Source organism: Bradyrhizobium sp. CCBAU 51627 (assembly GCF_028128765.1).
Classification (GTDB): domain Bacteria; phylum Pseudomonadota; class Alphaproteobacteria; order Rhizobiales; family Xanthobacteraceae; genus Bradyrhizobium.
On record NZ_LBJG01000024.1, the window covers coordinates 622492 to 647066 of the forward strand.

The 24575-nt window shown below is 59.4% G+C and carries 23 protein-coding genes; 15 read left to right on the forward strand and 8 right to left on the reverse strand.

Going from position 1 to position 24575, the window contains the following annotated elements; translation table 11 throughout:
- The first annotated feature begins 5 nt into the window (after nucleotides 1-5).
- The 3 genes from XH88_RS17870 to maiA all read left to right on the forward strand — a co-directional run bounded on the left by XH88_RS17870 (nucleotide 6) and on the right by maiA (nucleotide 3505).
- Nucleotides 6-866: an ABC transporter permease gene (locus tag XH88_RS17870; protein WP_271669572.1), complete on the forward strand. Its 861-nt coding sequence runs from the start codon at nucleotides 6-8 to the stop codon at nucleotides 864-866.
- A complete protein-coding gene (locus tag XH88_RS17875) occupies nucleotides 863-2521 on the forward strand; it encodes a dipeptide ABC transporter ATP-binding protein (RefSeq protein ID WP_271669573.1) in 1659 nt (552 codons plus the stop codon). Before XH88_RS17870 ends, XH88_RS17875 begins: the two co-directional genes overlap by 4 nt.
- A gap of 333 nt (nucleotides 2522-2854) precedes the next feature.
- A complete protein-coding gene (maiA, locus tag XH88_RS17880; RefSeq protein ID WP_271669574.1) occupies nucleotides 2855-3505 on the forward strand; it encodes a maleylacetoacetate isomerase in 651 nt (216 codons plus the stop codon).
- Nucleotides 3506-3692: 187 nt separating this feature from the next.
- On the opposite strand, the gene hpaE is transcribed toward maiA, so the two are convergent.
- From hpaE to XH88_RS17910, 6 genes are all read right to left on the reverse strand, one after another.
- Complete coding sequence (gene hpaE / locus XH88_RS17885; protein ID WP_271669575.1) at nucleotides 3693-5234, reverse strand: 5-carboxymethyl-2-hydroxymuconate semialdehyde dehydrogenase; 1542 nt, start codon at nucleotides 5232-5234, stop codon at nucleotides 3693-3695.
- A gap of 57 nt (nucleotides 5235-5291) precedes the next feature.
- Nucleotides 5292-5654, reverse strand: coding sequence for a RidA family protein (locus XH88_RS17890; protein ID WP_271669576.1), 363 nt, complete (start codon nucleotides 5652-5654; stop codon nucleotides 5292-5294).
- Nucleotides 5655-5745: 91 nt separating this feature from the next.
- A complete protein-coding gene (gene hpaD, locus XH88_RS17895; RefSeq protein WP_271669577.1) occupies nucleotides 5746-6753 on the reverse strand; it encodes a 3,4-dihydroxyphenylacetate 2,3-dioxygenase in 1008 nt (335 codons plus the stop codon).
- A 121-nt stretch (nucleotides 6754-6874) separates the two neighbouring features.
- The gene (locus tag XH88_RS17900; RefSeq protein WP_271669578.1) at nucleotides 6875-7465 is read right to left on the reverse strand and encodes a Crp/Fnr family transcriptional regulator; all 591 of its coding nucleotides are present in this window, start codon (nucleotides 7463-7465) and stop codon (nucleotides 6875-6877) included.
- Between the two features lie 191 nt (nucleotides 7466-7656).
- The gene (locus tag XH88_RS17905; RefSeq protein ID WP_271669579.1) at nucleotides 7657-8070 is read right to left on the reverse strand and encodes a RidA family protein; all 414 of its coding nucleotides are present in this window, start codon (nucleotides 8068-8070) and stop codon (nucleotides 7657-7659) included.
- A gap of 27 nt (nucleotides 8071-8097) precedes the next feature.
- Entirely contained in the window at nucleotides 8098-9321 is a 1224-nt protein-coding gene (locus XH88_RS17910; protein ID WP_271669580.1) for an acyl-CoA dehydrogenase family protein, read from the reverse strand.
- 112 nt (nucleotides 9322-9433) lie between these two features.
- On the opposite strand from XH88_RS17910, the gene XH88_RS17915 reads away from it, so the two are divergent.
- Entirely contained in the window at nucleotides 9434-10102 is a 669-nt protein-coding gene (locus XH88_RS17915) for a Crp/Fnr family transcriptional regulator (RefSeq protein ID WP_271669581.1), read from the forward strand.
- Here the strand turns inward: XH88_RS17915 and XH88_RS17920 are convergent.
- The gene (locus XH88_RS17920; protein WP_271669582.1) at nucleotides 10099-10629 is read right to left on the reverse strand and encodes a flavin reductase family protein; all 531 of its coding nucleotides are present in this window, start codon (nucleotides 10627-10629) and stop codon (nucleotides 10099-10101) included. The two genes, XH88_RS17915 and XH88_RS17920, sit on opposite strands and share 4 nt — an antisense overlap.
- Before the next feature lie 180 nt (nucleotides 10630-10809).
- Between XH88_RS17920 and XH88_RS17925 the strand changes: the two genes are divergently transcribed.
- The 10 genes from XH88_RS17925 to XH88_RS17970 all read left to right on the forward strand — a co-directional run bounded on the left by XH88_RS17925 (nucleotide 10810) and on the right by XH88_RS17970 (nucleotide 23281).
- Nucleotides 10810-12018, forward strand: a complete 1209-nt coding sequence (locus tag XH88_RS17925; protein WP_271669583.1) for an ABC transporter substrate-binding protein — start codon at nucleotides 10810-10812, stop codon at nucleotides 12016-12018.
- A gap of 4 nt (nucleotides 12019-12022) precedes the next feature.
- A complete protein-coding gene (locus tag XH88_RS17930; RefSeq protein WP_271669584.1) occupies nucleotides 12023-13051 on the forward strand; it encodes a branched-chain amino acid ABC transporter permease in 1029 nt (342 codons plus the stop codon).
- 2 nt (nucleotides 13052-13053) lie between these two features.
- Entirely contained in the window at nucleotides 13054-14844 is a 1791-nt protein-coding gene (locus XH88_RS17935) for a branched-chain amino acid ABC transporter ATP-binding protein/permease (RefSeq protein WP_271669585.1), read from the forward strand.
- A gap of 2 nt (nucleotides 14845-14846) precedes the next feature.
- Complete coding sequence (locus XH88_RS17940; protein ID WP_271669586.1) at nucleotides 14847-15590, forward strand: ABC transporter ATP-binding protein; 744 nt, start codon at nucleotides 14847-14849, stop codon at nucleotides 15588-15590.
- Nucleotides 15580-16980, forward strand: coding sequence for an amidase family protein (locus XH88_RS17945; protein WP_271669587.1), 1401 nt, complete (start codon nucleotides 15580-15582; stop codon nucleotides 16978-16980). Before XH88_RS17940 ends, XH88_RS17945 begins: the two co-directional genes overlap by 11 nt.
- Nucleotides 16970-17809 (forward strand): alpha/beta fold hydrolase, encoded by an 840-nt coding sequence (locus XH88_RS17950; RefSeq protein ID WP_271669588.1) that lies wholly within the window; start codon nucleotides 16970-16972, stop codon nucleotides 17807-17809. Before XH88_RS17945 ends, XH88_RS17950 begins: the two co-directional genes overlap by 11 nt.
- A complete protein-coding gene (locus XH88_RS17955; protein ID WP_271669589.1) occupies nucleotides 17806-18204 on the forward strand; it encodes a RidA family protein in 399 nt (132 codons plus the stop codon). Before XH88_RS17950 ends, XH88_RS17955 begins: the two co-directional genes overlap by 4 nt.
- A gap of 8 nt (nucleotides 18205-18212) precedes the next feature.
- Nucleotides 18213-21710, forward strand: coding sequence for an indolepyruvate ferredoxin oxidoreductase family protein (locus XH88_RS17960; protein WP_271669590.1), 3498 nt, complete (start codon nucleotides 18213-18215; stop codon nucleotides 21708-21710).
- 357 nt (nucleotides 21711-22067) lie between these two features.
- Nucleotides 22068-22220: a hypothetical protein gene (locus XH88_RS17965; protein ID WP_271669591.1), complete on the forward strand. Its 153-nt coding sequence runs from the start codon at nucleotides 22068-22070 to the stop codon at nucleotides 22218-22220.
- 167 nt (nucleotides 22221-22387) lie between these two features.
- Nucleotides 22388-23281, forward strand: coding sequence for a prephenate dehydratase (locus XH88_RS17970; RefSeq protein WP_271669592.1), 894 nt, complete (start codon nucleotides 22388-22390; stop codon nucleotides 23279-23281).
- A gap of 9 nt (nucleotides 23282-23290) precedes the next feature.
- Here XH88_RS17970 and XH88_RS17975 read toward each other — a convergent pair whose 3' ends face one another.
- The gene (locus XH88_RS17975) at nucleotides 23291-24277 is read right to left on the reverse strand and encodes a LysR family transcriptional regulator (protein WP_271669593.1); all 987 of its coding nucleotides are present in this window, start codon (nucleotides 24275-24277) and stop codon (nucleotides 23291-23293) included.
- Here XH88_RS17975 and XH88_RS39240 point away from each other — a divergent pair.
- The gene (locus XH88_RS39240) at nucleotides 24188-24535 is read left to right on the forward strand and encodes a CYTH domain-containing protein (RefSeq protein ID WP_442868445.1); all 348 of its coding nucleotides are present in this window, start codon (nucleotides 24188-24190) and stop codon (nucleotides 24533-24535) included. The two genes, XH88_RS17975 and XH88_RS39240, sit on opposite strands and share 90 nt — an antisense overlap.
- Nucleotides 24536-24575 lie beyond the last annotated feature (40 nt).

Consider the following 24575-nt stretch of genomic DNA (forward strand, 5'->3'; position numbering starts at 1 on the left):
TGCTGATGACCCAACGCCTCCTCATCAGGCGATTTCCAGTGATGAAGATCAACATGGCAATCGGCATCGGGGGAGGCCTGTTACTCGTCCTGATCGTTCTGTCGCTCGCCGCGCCGTTCCTGCATGGTCTGGATCCGGCGCAAATCAGGCCCCGTCTTCGTCTTAAGCCTCCAAACGCTGAACTCTGGTTTGGAACGGACGCCATTGGAAGAGATGTTTTGAGCCGCGTTATTTTCGGTGGAAGAACGTCACTTCTTGTAGGTGCGACCTCGGCGCTCGCCGGGGGCGTCTGCGGAACTGTCATCGGATTGATTGCAGGGGCTTCCCGCGTTCTCGATGCAATCATTATGCGAATTATGGATGGCGTGATGGCGATCCCGGCGCTGCTCCTGGCTATTGCCATGGTTTCGTTGCTGCGGCCGAGTCTTTTTACGATTGTTGCGGCGATCGCGTTCGCCGAGATTCCGCGAGTGACCCGCCTGGTCCGTGGTGTCGTCCTCACAGTACGCGAAGAAGCATTCGTTCAGGCAGCACAAGGGCTCGGACTACCCCGCCGGATTATACTTTTCCGCCATATATTGCCGAGTTGCATGGCTCCCCTCGTGGTTCAGGCAACCTACATGTTCGCGGCGGCCATCCTGTTTGAAGCCGTTCTCGGCTTCTTAGGAGTTGGCTTCCCACCAGACATCCCGTCATGGGGCAACATCCTGGCGGAAGGCCGCGCGGTGTTCCAACGGGCGCCTTGGACGATCATTTTTCCCGGCCTTTTTCTCGCGATCACGGTCCTGGCAGTCAACATACTTGGCGACGGCTTACGCGATCGGCTCGATCCGCGACTGTCCCGAATGACGAAGGTCTCGGCATGACGGAGCCATCGATTCTTCTGAAGGTAAACCAGCTCACGGTCGCGTTGCCCGCGGGCATGGACCGCGAGAATGCGATCGAAGATGTGGATCTCGAAGTGCGCCAAGGGCAGATCGTCTGCCTGGTGGGCGAATCCGGCTCGGGCAAGTCTGTTACGGCTGCCTCGGTCATGGGTGTCTTGCCAAGGAAGCTGCTGACGATTTCTCGCGGCTCAATTCTCTTGGAGGGTGAGGAAATCGCCGTCGCAAGCGATCGGCGACTTTGCGAGTTGCGGGGAAGCCGGATGGCGATGGTCTTCCAGGAGCCGCTGACGGCGCTGAACCCGGTCATGACAATCGGGGCACAAATTGCCGAGGTCATTAAGATCCATGAACCGAATTCGCGAAAACGCGCGATCGATGACCGCGTGCTGGAATTGCTGACAGACGTTCACCTGCCGGATCCGGCCGGCATCCGTCATAGCTACCCACACCAGCTGTCGGGCGGACAACGGCAGCGCGCCGTGATTGCGATGGCCTTGGCTCTTGAGCCGGCCCTCATAATTGCCGATGAACCGACCACAGCGCTCGATGTCACCACGCAAGCTCAGATCCTCAAGCTCTTTCGGGAGCTCTTATTCAAACACAAAAGTGCGCTCTTGTTGATTACGCACGACTTCGGCGTTGTGGCAGAGGTCGCCGACGAAATTCTTGTCATGCGGCACGGTCGAGTCGTCGAGCGTGGCGGCCCGCGCGATGTGCTGGACAATCCGTCGCATCCCTATACGCAGGCGCTCGTTGCCGCAGTGCCGAGCTTTCGGTTTCGTAGGTCAGTCGAGGGCACGACCGAACCCGTGCTCAAGGCCGACAACCTCCACCTTACCTACCAAAGTCGCTCGCTCAGTGGAAGAAAACGTGAGACGAGAGCATTGAACGGCGTGTCTTTTGAAATTGGCAGGGGTGAAACGGTTGGCATTGTGGGCGAATCCGGCTCGGGCAAGACGACGCTGGCGAAGTGCGTCATGCGATTTGAAGTGCCGGATAGGGGACGCATCTCGATCAATGGCCACAATATCGAGCTATTGAGCGGCGCAGGCTTGCGAAACTTCCGGCGGAGGATTCAGATGATCTTTCAGGATCCATACAAATCGCTCAATCCACGGCGCACCGTCGGCCAGGCAATCACGGAAGGCCCCATATACTATGGGACCAAGTACAAGGAAGCTGTTGATCAAGCTGGCGGTTTGCTTGAACTCGTAGGCCTCCGGCGTCACGACCTCGATCGCTTTCCACATGAATTCTCCGGCGGACAGCGACAACGTATATGCATCGCAAGAGCGCTGGCCATGGAGCCAGAGATAATTGTCGCTGACGAGCCGGTCTCGGCGCTAGACGTTTCGGTGCAGGCCCAGGTGCTGGACCTATTTGAAAGTCTGCGCAAAAAGCTGAACTTCTCGATGCTCTTCATTACGCATGATCTGCGCGTCGCCTCCAATATCTGTGATCGAGTGGCCGTAATGAGCCGGGGGCGGATCGTCGAAATTGGTGAGACGGAGACCGTTTTTCGCAACCCTCAAGATGACTACACCGTCTCGCTCCTCGCCGCGGTTCCAGGTGGCCTCGAGCTCACGGTACAGGCTGCGAGAACCGACAATAAGTTCGCTGCGGAGAGGAGATGACCGGACGGGCGGCCAGAAGCCTGGTTTGGCGATGGTTGGCCCATAACCGTCGTCGGGAGTGCAGGGGCTTGAGCGCATGTACGCTGTATACGTAAATGGCCGGAAGGAGCTGCTGGTCCTTCCTGGTGCCGCGTCTATTCCATCTCAATTCGTCGGGATCTGGCGACGGAAGAGACGGACGCATTCCGTGAGCGACCAGATTCGAAAGGATATCGAAGAGCGGGGATATCATTGTCGAAATCTCCGCTCGCAACCCGCAATCAAAACGTGAGCCAACTGCGAAGACTCTAGCAATTTCTCGAGCCGCGCTTTTGGGGCCTTGGATAGATGAGAATGACCAATCGTCTTGATGCCGTCCTCTACGGTTATTTCCGTTCGACCGCTGCCTATCGCGTTCGAATTGCCCTTGGCCTCAAGGGATTTGATCCAGTCAGCCGCTTCGTACATCTGCGGAAGGGAGAGCAGTCCGAGCCCGCCTACCGGACCATCAACCCCGCAGGTCTGGTACCATACTGGATCGAAGGCGATTTGCATCTCGCCCAGTCACTCGCCATCATAGAGTATCTCGACGAGATGCATCCCCAGCCACCGCTCTTGCCGAAGACGCCGGCCGGACGCGCCATCGCGCGTGAGATTTCTCTCGTTGTCTGCTGCGATATTCATCCGATCGGGAACCTGAGGGTGCTCAATCGTTTGACAGAGATGGGGGTTGACGAAACGCTTCGCGCGAGATGGTCCCAATATTGGATCGAAGCTGGCTTCGAGGCCATCGAGAGACGATTGGAGCAGCTTGGCGCCGGCCCGTTCTCGTTTGGCGAGGAGCCGACGCTCGCGGACATCTGCATCGTTCCGCAGATCTTCAATGCGCGTAGATTTGGGGTGGATCTTTCGCCTTATCCCAGGATTCTTGCCATAGAGACCTCGGCATCGAAAATGGAAGCTTTTGCACGGTCCGAGCCCGGCCGGCAGCCTGACGCAGAATGAGGTGACTACTTCCAATTCGGGGGGCGGCCGGGGCAGTTTCGTCTTTCGTACCGTTTCGGGAAAGCCCGTGAGCGTACAATCGGTCGCGGTCGGCATCGGCTCATCGTAGCTTGTCTGCGGCGGCTTAGCCGGAGCGGGCAAACGGAGCTTTGCGCGGGTCGCTCCGTAATCGGCGAGGTCAGTACCCTCATCGTACGCCAATAGCTGGCGGCCGGTGCCTGTCCAGCCCGATGGCGATGTTCTTCTGCTCCATGTAGGTGTCAAAAGCATAGTCGCCTCCGTCGCGTCCGATGCCACTCGCTTTGACGCCACCGAACGGGGTCGGCAAATGTCGCACATTCTCGGAATTCACCCAGACCATGCCGGCTTCAACATCTCGAGCCACTCGGTGAGCTCGTCCGACATCGCCGGTCCAGATATAGGCGGCGAGGCCGTACTTGACGTCGTTGGCGATGCGGATTGCATCGGCCTCGTCATCGAACGGTATGACCGTTAATACCGGACCGAAGATCTCTTCCTGCGCAATCCTCATCGTGTTCTGAGCGTCGACGAACAATGTCGGCTCGACAAAATTACCCTTACCGTTCAGTGCGCGACCACCGCCGGTGGCGATCTGCGCGCCATCTTGCGCGGCACACTTGGCGTAGCTCAAGACCTTTTCGGCGTGACGTGGATGGATGAGCGGCCCGATCTCAGTCGAAGGGTCTAGGGGCTGCCCTACCTTGATCGACTTAACGCGTGCGGCGAGGTCTGAAACGAATCGATCGTAGACGGAACGTTGAATGAGAGCACGGCTTGATGACGTACAGCGTTGTCCGTTCAAGCTATAAATCATGAAGAGAACCGCATCGCGCGCCCGTTCGAGATCCGCATCGTCAAACACGATGACCGGGTTCTTGCCGCCCAGCTCGAAGTGAACGCGCTTCAGGGTTGGCGCGCCCTGCGCCATGATATGACTGCCGGTGACCGACTCGCCCACGAACGCGATTGCCCGGATGGATGGATGCTCGGTCAGGAGCTTTCCGGCTGTTTCGCCAAAGCCGTGCACAAGGTTGGCGATGCCAGGTGGCAAATCAGCCTTCTCGAACACCTCGGTCATGATCTCCGAAAGAATGACCGCGGACAAGGGACTCCATTCCGCCGGCTTGTGAACGATCGAGCAGCCTGCTGCCAACGCCGGCGCGATCTTCCACGTGGATAGCATGAAGGGGGTATTCCACGGCGTTATGATTCCGATAGGTCCGATAGGTTGACGTAACGTGTAATTCAGGTGCGTCCGGGTCGGGAGCGATTTGCCGTCGGAGACCTCCGGTGCCTTATCCGCATAAAATCGAAAATTCTCAGCCCCACGCAGCGCAGCCTTGGCCATGTAGCGAATGGGCTGACCGCTATCGATGCTCTCAACGAGCGCGATTTCCTCAGCTCGAGCTTCGATCTGGTCCGCTATCTGATGAAGCAGCGCGCGCCGCCGATCTCCGGGAACGTCTTTCCAGATCCTAAAACCGTCTTCGGCAGCGCGGGCAGCACGATCGATTTCGGCTTCGCCGCCTGACGCGACCATGCACAGAACCGAATTGTCGGATGGATCAAGATTTTCGAAGGTTTGATCGCTCAACCCTGGATGTCCGCCAATTCGGTGTGGCACGACCTGTGATCGAAATCGCCGCAAATATTCGCGCGCTTTATTCATATTGTCCGAGAGAAGCGCGCTCGTGGGTAGTTGGTTCATGGCATCACCATGTGATTGGATGCGTTCGTGGTGAGGGCAGCGGTCTTTCGATCTCACCTAAACGGCATCTTTCACGACCGCGATCATGTCGATTTCGATTTTCAGGCCGACGCGAGCGAGATGAGCGACCCCCACCGTTGTTCGCGAAGGTGGATCCTTGGGGAAATACTCGCGGAATACCTCGTTCATCGGGGCGAATTCGTTGAGCATGTCGGTCATGTGGATCGTCATCTTGAGCGCGGTCTCAAGCGAGGCTCCCCCGGCCTCGGCCAAGGCCTTGATGTTGTCGAGGGCGATCCTAGTCTGAGCCTGGATGTCTTCGGGAAATTCGCGGGTCACAGGGTGGGAGCCCGTCTGTCCGGAAATAAAGAGGAGCCTGTCCCAGCGTATGGCGGGCGAATAAGGAATGCCGGGGCGCAAACCGGTCGGGGGAATGATGACTATACGTGGCATGGTAACCTTGAAGATTAAGGGTGAGTCGATGGTGGCATGATCAAGGGGCGATCGTGCTTCAGTCGGCTACATAACTAGGGATGGATTGCATCAGGGCCGGCCTCGTTTCTTTCGTGGAGGCACCGTCGAACGTCTCCACGGCCATGGATTCTTCGAACCATCGGCGCGGCGGAGGTGCTCCCCAAAGCGTTTGGCGAACGGGATTGTTGAGATTCCAACGGATCGGTTGAGCAGAGGTATTTCCGGTCAGATAGTCGCCGGTGTAGAGCTCAAATCGGTTTCCATCGGGGTCGCGAACATAGACAAATAACGCGTTCGAAATTCCGTGCCGCGCGGGACCGCGCTCGATATTGCCGGCGTAGCCGGCGCCCGCGAGCAGGTCGCAGGCGCGGATAATTGAAAGCGGATCGCCCAGCGAAAAGCCAACGTGATGTGCAGCCGGACCCGCGCCTGTCATCACGGCGATGTCATGTACCGTAGACTTTCGGAACAGCCAGCTTGCCCAAATCCGCTTCTCGGGGGGATCGGATTCGGTCAATTCTGCGCAACCAAAGCCAAGTTCTTGCGTGTACCAGTCATACCCGGCTTGGGCATCGGGCGTGAGGACATTGACGTGGTCGACACGTGTTGGCGAGACCCCTCTGTGGAGATGATACTGCTGTACGAGCCATGGCACGCTTCTGATGTCGGCGTAGTAGTCGATGAGGAAGCCGAAGGGATCCTGGACGCGCAGCGTTCTGCCTTGCCCCTTCATGTCGTTGTCGGTCCACCGGGTTGGCAGGGCCAGCTCATCGAAGCGCGCTTTCATGTTGTCGAGCTGGTCGTCTCTTGCAACCACGAATCCGATATGCCCGACACCGGCGGACTCCGCCTTGCGGAGTATGAACGTGTGATGCTGCTTGTCCTCCGTGCAGCGAAGATAGATGCGGTTGTCGTCGCGTTCTGTCTCGTGCAATCCGATCAGATTGACGTAGAAATCCCTTGCGCGCTCCAGATCCGTCGTGCGGAACTCGATATGGCCGAGCTTTCGGATGTCGGCGATATCCCTAATTCGTCTACTGTTCATGGGGTGGCTCCGTCTTCGGGTGAGACGGGCGTGAACTTAGCGATGGACCTGAAATCGTCTGTATCAACCGCTACAAAGGAGGATGATCCCGCCAGTCACAGGGGGCAGGTCAGTTCCGCGATCATGCCGGGGCTCGTGTCAGCCGGTAGCGACCACGCTGGCAGGTGATGGCGCCGGTGCGGCGAAGCTTTTGCATTGCCCGCGTCACTGTGATCCGCGATGCGCCGATCAGATTGGCGATCTGCTGATGAGTGAGCAAAACGTCGGGCAGCTCAGGCCGGGCGATCTGCGAGAGGAGCTCCGTAATGCGATCTTCGGGAGAGCTCTGCGCGAGCTGGACGAGGCGACCGGCGAGTGTGCGCTGCTTCAGCGCGGTGGCGTGCGCAAGCAGAGATGCAAGCTTGGCGTCGGCCGAAATCAATTTGAGAAACTCCTTCCCTGGAATCGGGAGGACTTCGGTCGCTTCGATGGCGCTTGCGCTGGAGAAGCGCGGTAGGCCATCGAATGCGGCTCCCTCGCCACAGAGCGCGCCGGGACCAACGATATCGATCAGCAACTCCTGCCCCGCCTGTCCGATCATTGTGATACCGAGGCGGCCGGACACAACCACATAGGCATGCGTCGCCGCTTCGCCCTGACGGTAGACGGATTGCCCTTTGGTGATTCTCCGGCGGGATAGGGAGGGCGCAATTTCGATCAGGCGCTCCAGCATCGATCGAGGTACGCGCAACGTCTCGCTGACCTCGGACCGGCCGGCTTTTGAGCAAGTGTTCGAAGACCGCGTCCTAGGCATCGGATTCCGGAGGCACGAGCTTCCCGAATTTAAAGGAAAGTCTCACTCAGAAAAATGGTCGGGGCCGTCAGGCCCCGACCCAGTCTGGGAGGAAACGTAGACGGTCTTGCCTAGTTGCGCGCAACGGCAACCGCCTTGATCTCGATGATGAGACCAGGACGGGCTAGGCCGGCGATGTCGAGGATGGTCCAGGTCGGAAATGGGGCCGGGACATACTTCTCCTTGACCTTCATGAAGTCCGCCAGGTGGGAGCTCAGACCGACGTGATAGGAGACGAGTTCGACCAAGTCGCTCATCTGGCCGCCGGCCTCTTCGAGAACGAGCTTGAGCCGTTCAAACGCGTTGACGAACTGCTGCTCGGGTTTGTCCGGCATCGATCCATCGGGATTGAGGCCAATTTGTCCTGCGATGAAGATCAGGCCGCCGGCCTTCACGGCCGAGGAATACTGAAACTTGTCGAAAATCGAGCCGCCGCCCGCTGCAGCGAACATGGAATTCTTCGAGCTGTAGGTCGTCTTTGTCATCAGGGATCCTTTCCTCGTTGACGTCAATCAGAGACGCGTTCCTGGTGAGAGTTCGAGTCCAAGCAGCAATCGTCCATATGCCTCAGCGATCGGCTCGGGCTGCAGCAGGAAATGCGAGCTCATGGCGTGAATATCGCGGAATAGGCGTTCAATCCGAGTTCCTTCCGGGAGCATGGACCCGCCAAGTGCCGCAAAAAGGCGCTGCGCGGAGGTCAAAGCCTGGCGAGACGCGATCGCGACTTTCGTACGGCTCAGGCCTCGTTCTTCCAGCGAAAGAGTTCCGCTCCGGAGAATCTGCTCTTCGATTGCTGCGGTCTCGGAGAGCAGGAAGTCACGCAAGAAGCTCATTGTGGCGGCGCTCGTACCTGCGTCGACTTGTGCGATCTTGTCGTTGATCTGCGCCTGCTGGTTGCCCGAACTGACGCGAGCGCGAATGATCTTGATGCTCTCTTCGCTGCATGCGGTTGCCACGCCGAGCGTCGGCGCCAGCACCGACATCGCGTTAGCCGTATTCAATGGGAAGTCGTAAACCGGTTCGGTGTTAGGACATGTGGGGTGCTTCTTGCCCGCCTGTAGTTCGGCCCAGTTCATGAACCGATGAGACGGAACGAAGGTCTTGCCGAGCGTGATGTTCTTGCTGCCGGTGCCGCGCATCCCCATAACGCGCCAGCTTTGGTGATCGATGGAGAACTCGGATTGCGGGACGAGCACCACATGCGGAGCGGGCGCATCGCCCTGGGCGGGAATATTGATGAGAAGGCCCAACCAATCCGAGACGTCGACGCCAGAGGCATATCTCCATCGTCCGCTCAGGACGATGCCGCCTTCCGCCGGTTGGATCTTGATGTCCTGGCCCACACCGCCCGTCAGCATGGGAACAATCGGCGATACGCCCGGCGCAAAGATTTCCTTCTGGGCTTCGGCCGAGAACTTGCCAAGCATGATAATGTTCGCGCTCGTCAGTCCGGCGAGCCAGGCGCTGGATGAGCAGCCCTTGGCGACGTGAAAGGTCGCTTCCCATGCGAAGCGAGGGGAGACGCCAAATCCGCCAAAACGTGAGGGGCGCATTAGGTCGAAAAGCCTAGTGTCGAACAGACGTTCAGCGACATCTTCGGGAATGCGCCGCGCCTCTTCAACCCGGCTCGCCTGCTCGCTGAGCCACGGCACGAGGGCGGCCGTCCTTTCGACGGCCATTTCCGCCCCACGCACGTCCGAATCCACCTCGTCGGCGGTCCGTTGAGCTAAACCCATTGCGATTGCCTCCTCTGGCGCTATCATCGACCTTGGCGTACCGTGCACTGCTCGTTGAGCGCTGTATCGCCGGATACGACCGGGTCATTCCTTCGAAAAATGAGCGGTGAGAATGACAAAAAAAGCCGCCGCCACTTGGCGGATGACGGATGCCCTCGCAGCCAAACTTGTATCCTTCGAGGGTAAAGTGCGGACTCGTCGATTTGCCGAAGGAGAACAACTTTATCGGCAGGACGAGATCAATACCTGCTTCTATTTCATCAAGTCAGGTTTGGTGCAGGTGTCGATATTCAGGCGAGACGGCACCGAAGTGGTTCTCGAGAACATGGGCCCGAACGCGCTATGTGGAGAAGGCTCAGCGTTCGATGGGCTGCCTCGATTCTCTACGGCGGTGGCCGTCGAACCTACGGAAGCGCTTGAGTTCGACACGACTCGTATCGAATCCTTGTTGCGAGCCGATCCTGAATTGGCCTTGGCCATGCTGCGGCTCACCAGTCTCAAGCAGCGTATTCTCGCTTTGCGACTTGAGCACTTGGTGTCGAATGACCCTGAGGACCGGATCCTGGAGCTGCTCCGCCGGCTGAGCCAGATGTTTGCGATCGATCATGAACGGGGGCGCAAGATCATCACGCACCTGACCCATGAACAGATCGCTTCGATGACTGGCACGTCTCGCGTCACCGTCACACGAACGATGGGCAGGCTCCGGGAAAAGGGGATGCTGTTCATCGAAGACGGATTTACAATTCTCGCCAACGACGAGGACAGCGAGGAAAACTAACCGGTCCACCAGAGATCCTCTGTTCGCGGAACGTTAGCGACGTCCCCGTCCTCGTACGGCAAGCGGGCATACTGTCCTCCGTGATAAAGCAGAGGCGTCGCGGCGGTCTCAGGTCCGAACATCTCCTCGATCTGGCCGATAAGGATCCGGTGGTCGCCTCCAGGGTATTCCTCGACGAAACGGCAACGAAAGACGGCATTTGCGCCGTCGATCCAGGGCACGCCGTGACTTTCGCGCCAGCACCAGGTAGGCGTCGCAAGAGGCCGGCCAGCATGATGCATGGAGACGTCTTGTTGGTGACCAGCTAATATATTTACAGAAAAGGCGCCGATCGTCGCTATGCGCTTCGCCGTGGCGCTCGAGGCAGACGCACAAAACAGCAGCAGCGGTGGATCCAAGCTTACCGGCGTGAGTGAATTGACAGTCATGCCTGCGGGGCCGTTTTCGCCATCGACCGCGATCAGGGTGACACCGGTTGTCAGGCGTCGGAACAACTTGCGAAAATCTTCAGCCTTGATGCCATTCATTTGTGCGGCTCTTCGGTTTGGTGAGGTGACAGGAGAGCACGACTACCCGTTGAAAAACCGCGCGGCTGTATCTGGCAGCACATAGTCGTAGATCTATCGATTGCGGATGTATCCGCAGATACAGCCCCCGGGAGCTGCCGGTGTCACTTTGTGACGGTAGCAGCAACCCCGAGGGATTTCATGACCAAGACCGTGACGCGTGACCGCATCGCAACAAGCTTGTGCGGGTTCATTTCCGCTGGCGCTATCGCTCTTGCAAGTGTCCAGCCCGGGTTTGCCGAGGACAAGCCGGAGCTGCGTATTGCAGCAATCGTCTCGGTGACGGGAGCAGCCTCTGCGCTGGGAGCTCCTGAGCGCAACGCAGTCGAATTGTTCGACAAGACCTGGTCGACCCGTACCGATCTGCCCTTCAAGGTCAAGGTCATCTCGTACGATGATGGATCCGATCCAACGAAGGCGGTCAGCCTGACGCGGAAAGCGATCGAAGAAGACAAGGCTCATGTCGTCGTTTGCTGCACCACCACGCCAAGTTCGATGGCGATCCTGGACACCGTGAAGGCCGCGAAGATTACCATGATCTCGATGGCCTCGAACGCGGCGATCGTTGAGCCCGCCAGCGAGCGCCCATTCACGTTCAAGACGCCGACGTCCGACAAGTTGATGCTTCAGCGCACCCTCAATTACATGAAGCGCCAGGGCATCAAGAAGATCGGGTTCTTCGGGCTTGAAGATGCCTACGGCGAGGGTGGCCTGAAGGAGTTGCAGCCTGTCGCCAAAGAAGTCGGGATCGATCTCGCCGGAACCGAACGCTTTGCGCGGCAAGACACGAATTTTACGCCACAGGCGCTGCGCCTCAAGCAAGCGGGCCTTGATGCAGTCTACATTCATGCCATCCCGCCGTCCGCGGATCTTGCGCACGAGGCGCTCAAGCGGGTTGGGTTCACGGGCCCGATTTATCATGGCGCCGGCTCGTCGATCAACGCGTTCGTCGACATTGGAAAGGCGAACGTCGAGGGCGCGATAGTCGGTGTGGGTGCGCTCAACGTCTACGACCAGATCGCGAAGGATAATCCGCTTCGTCCAGTCCTTGCCAAGTTCGCCGAGCTCTATGACGCAGCCTACGGCAAGGGAAAGGTCGATCTGTTCGCCGGTCAGTCTTGGGATGCGATGCTGCTCACCGTGAATGCCTATCAGCATATGGCGGAAGCCAAGAGCGACGATCTCGCCGCAACCCGCATCGCGATCAAGAATGCGATGGAGCAAACGCGCGAGTGGCCCGGCGTGAACGGCGTCTACAACATTACGCCGACCGACCATCTCGGACTGGATAAGCGATCCACCTTCTTGTCGCAAATCAAGGGCGGACGTTTCGTCCTGATTGAGGAATAGAACGTTGATCGACACGCTCCTATTCCTACTCGTGGATGGCATCACCAACGGTGCCGTTTACGGTCTCGTCGCGCTTAGTCTCATCGTGATTTATACGGTGACGCGGGTCGTCAATATCGCCCAGGGCGAATACGTGACGTTGGGAGCGCTGTCGTTCGCGAGCGCGCTTTCGGGATACTTCAGTCCGTTCAGCTGGCTTGTTGCCGGCGGCCTCGCGGCCTTCGCTGTGCTGGACGTGGCCGATCGACGTCTGTCGAATTCGGCGAGGATTCGCATGCTGCTGATCCGCTCGATTTGGATCGCTGGTGTGCTCGCCACAGCGTTCGCGGCGAACAAGTTTCCAGGATCATATTGGTTCGCTGTGCTGGCCGCGCTTGCTGCCACCGCATCCCTTGGAGCGCTGACCTACCGCTTGACAGTGGAGCCAGTATCGGGTGCGTCTCCTATCGTGCTGCTTATCGTCAGTGTTGGTGTGTACATGGTGTTTCACGGCGCGGCGGTCCTGATCTGGGGCGCTGAGCCGCAATCGGTGCCGCCGGTCGTCGACGGCGGAGTGTCGCTCGGGCCGGTATTCATCACCTACCAAAGCCTCTGGATCTGCTGCTTTGCTGTCTTGGCGATGGCCGGCCTGTACACATTTTCGGAGAGAACGCTGATTGGTCAGGCCCTTCAGGCGACGGCCGTCAATAGAGTAGGGGCGCAGCTTTGCGGCATCCCTGTGCGGGTCGCAGGGCAGCTTAGTTTTTCGATTGGGGCCGGATTTAGTGCTCTTTCAGGGCTACTGCTGGCGCCGCTCATCACAGCAAATTATGACATGGGGTTTCCGATCGGCCTGAAGGGATTTGTCGCCGCAGCACTCGGGGGCATCGTTGAGTACCCAACAGCGCTGGTGGGAGTGGCGCTGGTTGGGCTTACCGAGTCCTTCTCAGCATTTCAGATCAGCGCGTTCAGAGACGTCATTGTCTTTCTGATGGTGATACCGATCCTTCTTTGGCGAAACGCTGTTCGTCCGCCAGAAGCACACGAGCATTGATCATGACCAAGAGTGCCATTTCGTCATCGCGGCGATCACCCGCGACTGCATCGATCATTGTCGCCTTTGCAATGTTCGCGCTGGCTTGCGTCGTCGCGGCCATTGGTCCTCAATACGACGTCACGTTGCTCGTCACGGTCGGGCTGACGTCGATCGCTGGGATGGGGCTGACGCTCTTGTTGATCGCTGGGCAGGTCTCCCTCGGTCAGGCAGCGTTCATGGCGATTGGGGCCTATGTTTCGGCGATCTTGGCGCGGGATTTCGGCATTCCTCCCTTTATAGCGCTTGTTCTGGGCGTGGCCGCCTCGGCTCTCTCCGGTGTCATAGTCGGGGCCATCACACTGCGACTAAAAGGGCACTTCCTTCCACTTGCCACGCTCGCGATCGGAATTGCCACGAGTGCCGCGATTGTCGCTGCGGGCGGACTTACCGGGGGAGCCTCAGGGCTCGGGCAGATCCCGCCACTTGCGATCGGTCCCTTGGCACTGACCGAGGATCGGGGCTTTGCCGTTGTCGTCTGGCTGCTTGTCGCAGTGCTCGGTGGCGGGTTCTCCCGCCTGCTGTATTCTCGCGCGGGACGGGCGATCGCGGCGCTCAAGACCGACGCGGAGATGGCAGAAATCTTTGGAGTTGATGCCACGCGTTTGCGCCTGATCGTTTTCGTTGTGGCGGCGACGCTGGCCGGACTTTCTGGAACGCTTTATGCTTACTATTTCAAATTTCTCAGCCCAGCGCCCTTCGGCCTGACCGCCAGCATAAACCTCTTGATCGCGTGCATTTTCGGTGGGATGGCGCATCCCTTCGGCGCGGTCCTCGGTGCGACGGCCATCACCGTTCTTGAGATGCTTCTACAGAATACGGTTGCTCGTATGCTGGGTCTTTCGGGGAACGTGGAGCTGATCGTCTTTGGGCTTGTCCTCATCTGCGTGCTGCTGCGCTGGCCGGGAGGAATTTGGTCGGCACTGCAGCGCGTCTGGCCGCGGTTCTCTGCGGTGCGACCGGGTCGCAATATCGAACTGACGCCATCCAAGCGCAGCACAGCCGGTGAGGACCTTCTGACCGTCACCGGTATTTCGAAAAACTTCGGGGGGCTGAAGGCGCTCCAGGGGATCTCGTTCAGCGTGGGACCCGATCAGATCGTTGGTTTGATAGGGCCCAATGGTGCGGGCAAATCCACGACGTTCAACATCGCCACGGGACTTCTCGCACCGTCGGAGGGCGCTGTTCTTCTCATGGGCGAAACACCGCCCAAGCGAGTGTCCGAGCTCGTGCATCGTGGCGTGTCTCGGACGTTCCAGCACGTACGAATAATCCCCGAGCGAACCGTACTGGAAAATGTGGCCTTCGGCGCCTATGCGCAAGGTCGCGCGGGCATGATGTCTGGGATGTTCGGCTTCGATCGAAAGGAAGAGGCAGCGACCTTTGCGAAAGCCTGGCGCGCTCTTGAGATCGTAGAACTGGACGGCCTCGCGCACGAGCCTGCATCGCGAATGGCAATGGGACAGGCGCGCCTCGTAGAAGTCGCTCGCGCCTTGGTGAGCCGGCCCAGATTACTGCTCTTGGACGAGCCTGCTGCCGGGCTACGAACTGGTGAAAAGCTGAAGCTGGTAACCTTGTTGCACCGGCTGAAGCGCGCGGGGATGTCCGTCTTGTTGGTTGAGCATGACATGGATCTTGTCATGAACTGTGTGGATCGGGTGGTCGTTCTGGATCGGGGGCAGAGCCTTATGACCGGCCTTCCAGACGAAGTGCGGCAGGACGAGCGAGTGATCGCCGCCTATTTGGGGACCTGACAATGCCAAATCTGCGGATCAGCGGCTTGAAGGTTGGTTATGGCCGAGCAACGGTCCTTGAGGACCTGGATCTCTCGGTCTCGCCCGGCGAACTGGTTACAGTGCTCGGCGCCAATGGCGCCGGAAAAACGACGCTGCTGAACGGCATTATGGGGCTGGCGCCCCCGCGCGCGGGATCCATCCTCTTGGAGAATGAAGAACTTGTCGGCCTTCGTCCCGAGCAGTTGGTGGCCCGGGGTGTCGTGCTGGTGCCGGAACGTCGCGAGTTGTTCGGAAACCTGACGGTAGAGGTGAATCTGCGCCTGGGCGGCTATCGAACTGATGCGTCCTCGAAGTCGCTCGATCGCATTTACAGCCTATTCCCGATTCTTGCTGAGCGTCGCAAACAGAAGGCTGCGACGCTATCGGGCGGCGAACAGCAGATGCTCGCAGTCGGGCGCGCTTTGATGGCCGGTCCTCGATTGCTCATGTTGGACGAGCCGTCGATCGGACTTGCTCCGCTGATCGTTCAGGAAATCCTTCGTGTCATTGGTCAGCTCAAGGCCGACGGACTGACCATCATTCTGGTCGAGCAGAATGCCCGGCTGGCGCTCTCCGTGGCGGATCGTGGATACGTGCTCGAGGTTGGAAAAATTGTTTTGGAAGGCCCCAGCACTTCACTCTCAACTGACCCCAGGTTGAGCCAGGCCTATCTGGGAGGTGCTGCGGACTACGCTGCTGCGCGGGATCAAGTCTATGTCGATTGATGGCGAAATACTTCGGCTTCACCAGAGTTTCTCGAAAGGCGAGCTCTCTCCCGTCGAGGTCGCTCGCGCTCAGCTTGACGACGCCAGTTCGACGACCAATTCGGAGGTGAACGCATTCACATTGGTCGACGAGGCGGTTGCGCTCGAGATGGCGCGCGCGTCCGAAGCACGATACCGCCGTGGCGAGTCGATCGGCCCTCTGGATGGTATTCCGACCACGATCAAGGATACACTGAACGTCGCTGGTTGGCCGACCAGACGCGGATCGAGGACGACGTCCAAAGCGCCCGCGACGGTCGACGCAGTCTCGATGGCGCGGCTTCGGAGCGCCGGCGCCGTGTTCCTGGGCAAAACGACGACGCCGGAATTCGCCTGGAAGGGGCTCACCCAAAGCCTGCTCAATGGGCAAACTCTGACACCATTGGACAAATCCCGTCATGCCGGCGGGAGTAGCGGAGGCGCTGCTGCGGCGACAGCACTCGGGATCGGTATCATCGGTGTGGGCACCGACGCAGCTGGGTCGGTCCGGATTCCGGCCGCTTTCTGCGGCGTGGTGGGGTACAAGGCCACGTTCGGCGCAATCCCGCTTGATCCGTTCCCGGCGGCCTTCTGGCAGCTTCCCCATATCGGGCCAATAACCAGAAGCGTCGCAGATGCTGCGCTGGCGGCGGCAGCGATGAGTGGACCAGCTGCGTCGGATTGGATGTCGCTGGTCCAGACCCCGCTATCGCAGCGCCTGGAGAGGAATCTGACGTCGCGCACGCGTATCGGCATCCCCAATGATTTGAACCGCTACCTCGATCCCGCTGTGAAGAGAGGGTGGGAAGAGGCGGTCAAGGCCCTGGGATCGCGGGCTGAAATCAAGCCGGTCGAGCTTCCGCTTGATGAGGCTCGAGACATCGTCGCAACGTTCTATCGGCTCGGATGCGCGTTTGCTGTCTCCCTTGTTCCGGAAGACAAGCGCTCTGATCTTGACCCGGGGATACTGGAATTCATTGAGCCTGTCCGCAACTTGTCCGCGGAGGCCTTGATCGGCCTGCAGCGCCGCCGTGAGGAAATTGCCAGCCGGGCAGCAGTGGTTTTGGCTGATGATGTCGATGTCCTGCTGACCCCGACCATGCCTTGTCTCCCGCTACGCGCGGATGCGGCGGATGCCCAAGAGGTCGACTGGTTCAAATGGTGTCCATTCACGCCACTGTTCAACCTTACACGTGGCCCGGCGATTTCGGTGCCGTGGCCAGCGCAGGACAGGAGCATTCTGCCAATCGGTCTGCAGATTGGCGCCGCCCCTGGAAGGGATGATGTCGCCATTGCAGCGGCAACGATGATCGAGAGCGTGGCCGGTCAAGATCGCGCCCTTCAGTCCAGAGCCTCAAGCCATGGCAACTGAACGACCGCGACGCTTTTCTATCGAGGTCGATGGTCTGGCGGATGGTCAACCCGCTCATCTATCCGTTCTGCGAGGCGGCCGTGAACGCCGTCGCGCCTTGCTGCTGCACGGATTTGCCTCGGACGCCAACGATGACTGGATCGAGACAGGCTGGTTCGAAGCGTTGGTCGCCGCGGGCTATGATGTCGTAGCTCCGGACCTTCGCGGCCATGGGCTTAGCACCAAGTCTCAAAATCCGCGCGACTATCAGCTAGAGGCCTTCGCGGCCGATAGCCTTGCGATCAGTAAGGCCTGCTGGGGCGATTCGAGCTTTAGTGTTGTTGGCTATTCGATGGGCGCGCATATCGCGATGACGCTCTCGCTCGCGAGCCCGAAACGGATTGCGCACCTCGTTCTCGGCGGTATGGGTGAGCGGATCGCCGCCACCGTCGGCCTGGCGCCCGAATTCGCAGATGCGCTCGACGCCGCGGCCGAACAGAGCCTGGATACAAGTGCATTTCCGCCATACGCAGTGCGATTTTGCCAGCACGCAGCACTGAAGCCGCATAACGATCTCGCCGTACTTGCGGCATGTCTCCGTGGGCAGACTGCCGTCTTTGATCTTGCCAAATTGGCGCAGATTGCGGCGCCGACTCTGGTGATGGTCGGAGAAGACGACAGGCTCGCAGGAGCTCCCTACCGGGTGGCTTCTCTCTTTCCGGCGGGAATTGCTGCCACGATACCAAACGCAAACCACGCGTCGGCACTTGCCAGCGATGCATTCCGGGCGCGTGCGCTTGTTCATCTGGACATTGCAGAGCCGTTTTGCTGCCACGGAGGACCGTCATGAAGTCAATAGCGAGCTCTCGTACCTATGCAGCATTGCCTCCGCCATTCGGCAAATTCGCACACGCAAGCGTTCTCAAGCTCGCCGGCGCAAAGCTCGTTTTCGTTTCGGGGGTGACCGCGCGAGAATCTGGTGCGCAGGACACCGAGGCCCAGACACGGGTGATCTATGAACGTATCGGAGCAGCGCTGGAAGCCGAGGGTGGCGGATTTCAGCATGTCATGAAGATGAATGTGTTCCTGCTCGACATCCGCGACTATCCGGCAACGAACAAAGTTCGCGAGGAATTTTTCGAAGGGATCGATGCGCCGGCGAGTACGCTCGTGGAAGTATCGAAATTCGTTCGGCCTGAAGTGCGCGTCGAGATCGAATGCGTGGCGGCCATTCCCGAAGCATGAGTAAGACAATGACGAGCAAGACTGTCCTTCGCGAGGTCACCCTTGCGGACAAGTTCGACCTGACACAAGGGACCATCTACATCACGGGCAAACAAGCCCTTGCTAGGGTTCCTCTCCTGCAACGAGAGCTTGATCGTCAGCGAGGGCTGCGAACGGCCGGGTATATCTCGGGGTACCGAGGCTCTCCACTTGGGACTGTGGACAACGAGCTTCTGAAGATCAAGGATCGCCTCAGTGCGTCCGACATCGTCTTTCAGCCTGGCTTGAACGAAGATCTTGCCATGACGGCAGTCTGGGGCAGTCAGCAGCTCGATTTCGTGCCTGGCCGCAAGTACGACGGCGTCTTTGCGATGTGGTATGGCAAAGGACCGGGCGTCGATCGGTCTGGCGATGCCATCAAGCACGCCAACATGTCGGGCACTCATCCCAACGGGGGAGTGCTGCTCGTGTTCGGCGACGACCATGCCGGCAAGTCCTCCTCGCTTGCGCACCAAAGCGATCTAGCTCTGGCGGCGCACGAAGTGCCGATCCTGTATCCCTCGGACGTGAACGACATCTTTCGGTTCGGCTTGGCAGGCTTCGCGCTATCTCGCGAGTGCGGACTTCTTGCGGGATTAAAGCTTGTCAACGAGACCGCGGACTGCACCCAGGCAGTCGACTTCTCTCTGGATGAACTTGTCCCGTTGCTGGCCAAGGGCGCCCCGAGCGCCGACGTCAGTATTCGCGTCGAAATGCTTGCGGTTGCCGCTCAGGACCAGCGGATGGTCCGGAACAAGCTGCCCAGAATCCACGAATTTACCCGCCGCAATGCCATAGACCGAGCCGCCTTCGGCGCGGCGAAGCCCACCCGTCTCGGCATCGTCACAGCAGGCAAGGCGTTCCAGGATGTCATCGATGGACTGAGGTGGCTGGGGATCGACCACGCCGAGGCGCAGCGGCTTGGCATCGGAGTGTTAAAGGTCGGATTGATCTATCCGCTCGACCCTTTGCCACTGACGGAATTCGCGAGTGAAGTCGGAGAATTGCTGTTCGTCGAGGAAAAGCGTCCGCACATGGAGCTTCAGGCGGCCGCCCTGATGTACCATGCGGCCCGCCGGCCGGACATTTCCGGTAAACACACGCCCGACGGAGCTGCTCTCCTTCCGTTGGATGAGCCGCTCGATCCGGCCATGGTCGGACATGTTGTCGCGCGGCGCCTCCTGGCAAGATCACCGCAAGATCGCGAGCTCAATGGGGTCCGAGCGGCGCTCGAGGAGCTCGAACGTCGCAGTTTAGCATGGAAGCAGGTCGCTCCCGGCCCGCTCGCGCGACGACCGGTCTTTTGCTCGGGGTGCCCGCACAATCGCTCGACAAAATTGCCCGAGGGCTCGTTCGGGGTCGCTGGAATTGGCTGCCACGGGCTCGTGCAATTCATGGATCGCAGTCCGTTGCCATGCACTCACATGGGCGCCGAAGGAGTCAACTGGATCGGGCTGTCGCATTTCACCAGCACCAAACATGTCTTCGTCAACCTCGGAGACGGGACTTTTTCTCATTCGGGCTCCTTGGCAATCCGCGCGGCGGCGGCGTCCAACGCGAACGTCACGTTCAAGATCCTTGCGAATGACGTGGTCGCGATGACCGGAGGCCAGACTGTAGAGAGCGGCCTGTCCGTTGGCGCCATGGTCCGTCAGGTGCTCTTGGAAGGGGTCAGGCGCGTTATCGTCGTCGCCGAAGACCCGGATGCCGTCCGTGCCGGGCAGTCACTGCCTTCCGGCGTAGAAGTTCTCCATCGCACCGAGATGGAGAACGTGCAGAAGGAACTGCGTGAGACCCCGGGGACGACCGTCATCGTTTACGTCCAGATCTGCGCCACGGAAAAACGCAAGAGGCGCAAAAAGGGCCAGCTGGCCGCCGCGTCAAAGCGTGTCGTCATCAATCCCGCGGTGTGTGAGGGATGCGGTGACTGCTCGCGGGCCTCGAATTGCATGTCGGTTCAACCGCTTGAAACCGAATTTGGCCGCAAGCGACGTATCGATCAGGCCAGCTGCAACAGCGATCTGTCGTGCCTGGAGGGGTTCTGTCCATCTTTCGTTTCGCTCGAGGGAGCGCGTCTGAAGAAGCCGGCACCACCCAAGTTGGATGACGCGGTAGCTCGCCTCACCGTCCCTGTGTCCAAATTCGAGCACCAGAAAGCGTTCGGCATTATGCTTGCCGGGATTGGCGGGACAGGCGTCGTCACCGCCACCGCCGTGATCGGGATGGCCGCTCACCTGGAAGGACGGGGGGTCGGCATTTATGACATGACCGGGCTCGCCCAGAAGGGCGGCACGGTCTATAGCCACTTGCGCATTCTTCCCACTCCGGCGAGCTTGGCACCCCTGCGTTTGGGGTTCGAAGATGCCGATCTTCTAGTCGGCTCGGACCTCGTCGCGGCGAGCCAAATTGAGGCGTTGAAAACAGTTGGTGCGTCCACGACCGTAGTGGTCGACGATCAGGTTGTCGCGACGCAATCCTTCCACGAGAATGCAAATATCAATCTCGACGCGGAGCGCCTCATTCGGCGGCTCGAACAAAGGTCCGGTCATCAGCCTACCCGCATTGCAGCGAAGCAGTTGGCCGAGCGCGCCAACGGCGATCCCATTGTCGCAAACATGATCCTGCTCGGCTCCGCCTTCCAGATGGGTGCGTTGCCGCTGTCGCTGGAATCGATCGAGCAAGCCATTCGCCTGAACGGCGCTGATGTCGCCGCGACGCTTCGCGCATTTCATCTCGGCAGGCTTGCGATTGCCGAGCCCGAGACGGTCGCGAATTTGCTCGTCGACGTCGATACGCCGATCGCGACGTCTCCCAGACCGGTGGCGACCATAGATGAGAAAATCGCGCTTCGGATCGGAGCTCTCCGTGCCTATCAGGATGACGCCTATGCGGATCGTTTCCAACAGGTGGTGGATCTTGTCCGGACGGCGGAGGAGAAGGTTTGCTCCGGATCGACACGCTTGACCGAGGTTGTGGTCGAGAATGCCTTCAAGCTGATGGCATACAAGGACGAGTACGAGGTGGCCAGGCTGTTGACCGAACCGTCGTTCTGGCGGAGCGTGGACGAAAGGTTCGAAGGCGGATCACTAAAGCTACATTTGGCGCCGCCAATTTTAGCAACACGGGATACCGCGACCGGCCGCCCGCGGAAGATGGCGTTCTCTGCACGCTATATGCTGCCGGCCCTGAGATTGCTCGCTCGGTTGAAGGGCTTACGAGGTTCGGCGTTTGATCCCTTCGGTTGGATGCACGAAAGGCGGATGGAGCGTCGGTTGCGCGACCAATATTTGGCATTCGCGGAGGAACTCGCCGCGCGACTTGATGCGTCGAATATCGAGGCGGCGGTTGCTTTCGCCTCATACCCTGGCGAGATCCGCGGCTACGGACCTTTGAAGGCGGACTCGATGGCGCGAGTCGAGCCTCGCATTCAGGCTCTGCGCGCAGAATTCCTTGGTGGGGCGCGACCTGCCATTACAGACGCCGCCTAGGCATGAGGCAAGGAGTCCGAGCCCGATAGCTGGTCAAGAGGAAAAAATAATGGTCCCAGATCGTAGAAAAGTTCTCGCCGGCGCCACAGCTTCGCTGATCGGTTGGAATATGTCAGCATCCGCGCAGGACGCACCCAAGGCGACGAACACCTCGGGGACGGATCGCGCTCGTGTGGTCCTTCTGGGGACAGCTGGGGGCCCCAGTCCGAAAGTATCTCGTTCTGCGCCGGCCAGCATGGTCGTGGCCGGTGGTCGCCTCTATGTCGTGGGTTGTGGCAATGGTGTCGCGCGACAAATCGTGCGAGCGGGCTTCGCCCTAGAGGATCTCAACTCGATCTTCATCACGTATCACTGAGCGTGCAGCAAGGTGGCGAAGTCGAAGATGAAGTCGATGTCATCAATCATTTCGTGCCGGGAGATGCTACCGTTCCAGAACACGCGTGGCTTGAGACCGCGCCGCAGTCGTTCTCTGGCGAGGTCATCGTCGGGCGAGATCTTCTTGAAATCTGATCTGAGCGGACGCGACGATCAGCCCTTGCAGTGGGACAGCTCGAAGACATGGCTAATGCAGTACATTTTTCTCGCCAGAACGCCGTTTAGACCAGTTGTCTTGGTCGAGGCGGCGGCACCATCGCATGAGTTGGGATCGTGACATCCGGGAAGGAGGGCCCACGACTATGTTGTCAAGGATCGCGCGGTTATTCTTAAGGACGCTCCGCCTCATCGCAGCGGCAAGTGCCGCACTCCATATGCTCACCTTGGCAGCTGCGACGGCGGGTCAGATCGGCTATCTTGGGCCGGCCGGATCATGGACGCACCAGGCGTGCCTTGAGCTGTTCGGTCCCTCTGACCTGGTCCCGCTATCCCAAGACGATCTGCTTTCAGCATATCAGAGCGGGAAGATCGACCGCGCTTGCTTGCCGGTTACGACCTCGCTGGTGGGAGCGACCCCGTATCTAGATCCGATCCTGGACCTGCCCCAGGTAAGGATCGTGGCCGAGTATCCAAAAATGCTCGGCTATAGCCTGCTTGCGCGTCATGGAACGCGACTGGGGGATATCAGAGAGGTTTTCGGGCATCCGGTCGCCTTTGACGAGGTCAAGCCTTGGCTGGACCACCAATTGCCGCAGGTTCGTCGTACCGCGGCGGCAAGTAGTGGCGCCGCGGCGCAGGCCGTTGCCAACAGCGAAGCCCTAGACAAGGCATCTATTGGCCCAAAAATTGGCTCTGTGATTTATGGGCTGGATTCACTCGTCGATGGGATCGAAGAAGGTCCGCACAATGTCACGCGTTGGTGGGTGCTCGGCAAGGACAGCCCCGCGCCAACCGAGAAAGACAAGACGTCGTTGGTCGCGACTGTTGGTGATGCGGATCTTGCTCCCTTGCTTGCTTCATTCGCGGGCGCGGGAGTCCAGATCCTGACGATTTACGAGCGACCAGCCAAAACGGCGCTCGACCGACATCGATATCTGATTGAAGTCGCGGGGCATGAGACGACGGAGAACCTTGCCGGGCTGCTCCGCAAGCGTCCTGAGATTCGCGTGCTCGGGTCATATCCGCGACGGTACTGAACGCTTCTACTAGGCGCGATCCGAGGCGTTTCGGAGTTGTTCAGTCGCTCGACGAAGCAGATCGTGGAACCACTCGTGTGAGGGATCACCCGATACTCTTTCGTGCCAAAGGAGCCTCACTTCGAGAGCCGTGGTCGCATAGGGCAATTCGCAAATCCCAAGTGCATAGGTTTTTTGAAGAACCTTGGCCAACGGGCGAGGAACGATCGCTGCCAGTCCAGTGTCCTCGAGAAGCGCCGGAAGGGCCAAAAAATGAGGCAGCGAGACTGCGATGCGCGGCGGATGCGAGCTGTCGGACAGGGCGCGTTCAAGGCTTGCCCTGTCGAACATTTCCGATCGTCTAGCCAAGCCTCGTTCCGAGATGAATCCGTCTATTGCGCCTTCCTGCTCGCCTCCAAATGAGACAACGACCAACGGAAGCTCGGCAAGCCGCATCGCGTCCAGGCGGCCGAGCTTGCGCTTTCGGCTGACCATCAGCACGTCGTCATATTCGAACAGAAGGCTGGACTTGAAACGGCTTGGCGGGCTCGAGAACACGCCAAGCGCCGCGTCAATTCTTCCGAGGTCGATCTGTTCTGCAAGATCTATGCGAGTGACCGGCTTGATCTTGAGATCGATAGAGGGAGCTTCTTGGCCGAGAATTCTCAGTAATGGTGAGGCCAGTACCATTGTGGTGAAGTCGTTGGCCGCAAGGGTGAATTGCTTGGTCGATTGACCGGGGTCGAAGGTTGGCAGTTCGACAGCGGCCTCGAGAGACCGGAGGGCTTCGCGAATCCGTGGGGCCATCGCAAGCGCCCGCGCCGTTGGCTGCATGCCCGACACCGTGCGGACAAACAGCTCATCGTCCAGCATCTCGCGAAGCCGGGCAAGCGAATGGCTGACTGCGGACTGGCTTAGGGCGACCCGGTGGCTGGCTCGGAGGACGCTTCGCTCCTCCATGACCGCATCAAAGACCCTGAGGAGGTTCAAATCCAGCGTGTTGAATGGAATGGACACGAGCACGATCTCATCGCTTTGCAGAATGTCTACCTGGCGGAGCCAAACCCGCGCCTCAGCTCAACGCTGGAGCGACTCGCAGGGCGCACGCGTGGGAAACGCTGGTATCCCGCTATACTGACCGGATGGGGCGTATCGTTCAAGGTTTCGAGTAATGAATACGCTGCCGTTCCGGTGGTTGAATGCGCGCTGTCAGACCACTTCGAGCCGCGCTCGGATGAAACCGAGCAGCCTGAGCCGCGTGTCTTACCAATCTGAACACCATTCATTTTGATGTTGCGAGAGTTTCACTTCCGCC

Excerpts from the sequence above, each read along its gene's own strand:
- XH88_RS17870 (WP_271669572.1), top strand. The coding sequence starts at position 6 with ATGACCCAACGCCTCCTCATCAGGCGATTTCCAGTGATGAAGATCAAC.
- XH88_RS17875 (WP_271669573.1), top strand. The coding sequence starts at position 863 with ATGACGGAGCCATCGATTCTTCTGAAGGTAAACCAGCTCACGGTCGCG.
- maiA (WP_271669574.1), top strand. The coding sequence starts at position 2,855 with ATGACCAATCGTCTTGATGCCGTCCTCTACGGTTATTTCCGTTCGACC.
- hpaE (WP_271669575.1), bottom strand. The coding sequence starts at position 5,234 with ATGAACCAACTACCCACGAGCGCGCTTCTCTCGGACAATATGAATAAA.
- hpaD (WP_271669577.1), bottom strand. The coding sequence starts at position 6,753 with ATGAACAGTAGACGAATTAGGGATATCGCCGACATCCGAAAGCTCGGC.
- XH88_RS17900 (WP_271669578.1), bottom strand. The coding sequence starts at position 7,465 with ATGCTGGAGCGCCTGATCGAAATTGCGCCCTCCCTATCCCGCCGGAGA.
- XH88_RS17905 (WP_271669579.1), bottom strand. The coding sequence starts at position 8,070 with ATGACAAAGACGACCTACAGCTCGAAGAATTCCATGTTCGCTGCAGCG.
- XH88_RS17910 (WP_271669580.1), bottom strand. The coding sequence starts at position 9,321 with ATGGGTTTAGCTCAACGGACCGCCGACGAGGTGGATTCGGACGTGCGT.
- XH88_RS17915 (WP_271669581.1), top strand. The coding sequence starts at position 9,434 with ATGACAAAAAAAGCCGCCGCCACTTGGCGGATGACGGATGCCCTCGCA.
- XH88_RS17920 (WP_271669582.1), bottom strand. The coding sequence starts at position 10,629 with ATGAATGGCATCAAGGCTGAAGATTTTCGCAAGTTGTTCCGACGCCTG.
- XH88_RS17925 (WP_271669583.1), top strand. The coding sequence starts at position 10,810 with ATGACCAAGACCGTGACGCGTGACCGCATCGCAACAAGCTTGTGCGGG.
- XH88_RS17935 (WP_271669585.1), top strand. The coding sequence starts at position 13,054 with ATGACCAAGAGTGCCATTTCGTCATCGCGGCGATCACCCGCGACTGCA.
- XH88_RS17940 (WP_271669586.1), top strand. The coding sequence starts at position 14,847 with ATGCCAAATCTGCGGATCAGCGGCTTGAAGGTTGGTTATGGCCGAGCA.
- XH88_RS17945 (WP_271669587.1), top strand. The coding sequence starts at position 15,580 with ATGTCGATTGATGGCGAAATACTTCGGCTTCACCAGAGTTTCTCGAAA.
- XH88_RS17950 (WP_271669588.1), top strand. The coding sequence starts at position 16,970 with ATGGCAACTGAACGACCGCGACGCTTTTCTATCGAGGTCGATGGTCTG.
- XH88_RS17955 (WP_271669589.1), top strand. The coding sequence starts at position 17,806 with ATGAAGTCAATAGCGAGCTCTCGTACCTATGCAGCATTGCCTCCGCCA.
- XH88_RS17960 (WP_271669590.1), top strand. The coding sequence starts at position 18,213 with ATGACGAGCAAGACTGTCCTTCGCGAGGTCACCCTTGCGGACAAGTTC.
- XH88_RS17970 (WP_271669592.1), top strand. The coding sequence starts at position 22,388 with ATGTTGTCAAGGATCGCGCGGTTATTCTTAAGGACGCTCCGCCTCATC.